General features: G+C 40.9%; 1 protein-coding gene. It reads left to right on the top strand.

Annotated elements, in window-relative coordinates:
• The first annotated feature begins 28 nt into the window (after nt 1-28).
• Entirely contained in the window at nt 29-493 is a 465-nt protein-coding gene (locus D6024_RS26435) for a hypothetical protein (protein ID WP_162945078.1), read from the top strand.
• Nucleotides 494-604 lie beyond the last annotated feature (111 nt).

The following is a 604-nucleotide window of genomic DNA, read 5'->3' as shown; positions in this document are numbered from 1 at the left end:
CTCCGTTGTGCGCTATTAAAAGTCGTTTATGATTGATAGAGAATCAAGAGGCATTTTAGCTGAAAACATTCGCCATTTGGTGGCAGGAATAACGACCAACTTTGAGTACGAAGAAGCCATCTTTTCTGTGAACATCAAAGATGCAGCAATTAAAGACCTGGTAAACACAATCTGGTGCCTTTATGATGATTTGCGAGAACACAAGCTGGAGGTTGATAAATTTACATCGGAGGACAACAAGACCTTCGCACGTTTTATTCTGTTTTTGAAAACAGACCAAGAGTACAAGTGGCCCTATACCAACATTCGTGAGCCACTCACACGCCTGCTGGCAAACGTCTTTACATTGGGTATTTACACCAGAAAGAAGGACAAGGAGTTTTTAGCTGCGGGAGATATAAAGTATTGGCCATTTCTGAATAAGGAGGAGTTTGAATTGGCAAAGAAAACGCCAGTGTATTTAAACAAACAGCGCACAACATCAAATTTCTAAAACCAAGGCTGACGAACAAGCGCCAAACGCAGTAGCTTTATTAAGCTACAGAACAAAAGTGAAACGGAAGAAACACGGAATGCCTTGGCTTCAGAAATTTGTTAACCGTTA

Source organism: Flavisolibacter nicotianae (assembly GCF_003628535.1).
Lineage (GTDB): Bacteria > Bacteroidota > Bacteroidia > Chitinophagales > Chitinophagaceae > Flavisolibacter > Flavisolibacter nicotianae.
This window is presented reverse-complemented; position numbering and strand designations above follow the sequence as displayed.

Bases quoted from the DNA above. Each gene is read 5' to 3' on its own strand.
- D6024_RS26435 (WP_162945078.1), top strand. From the start codon at position 29: ATGATTGATAGAGAATCAAGAGGCATTTTAGCTGAAAACATTCGCCAT.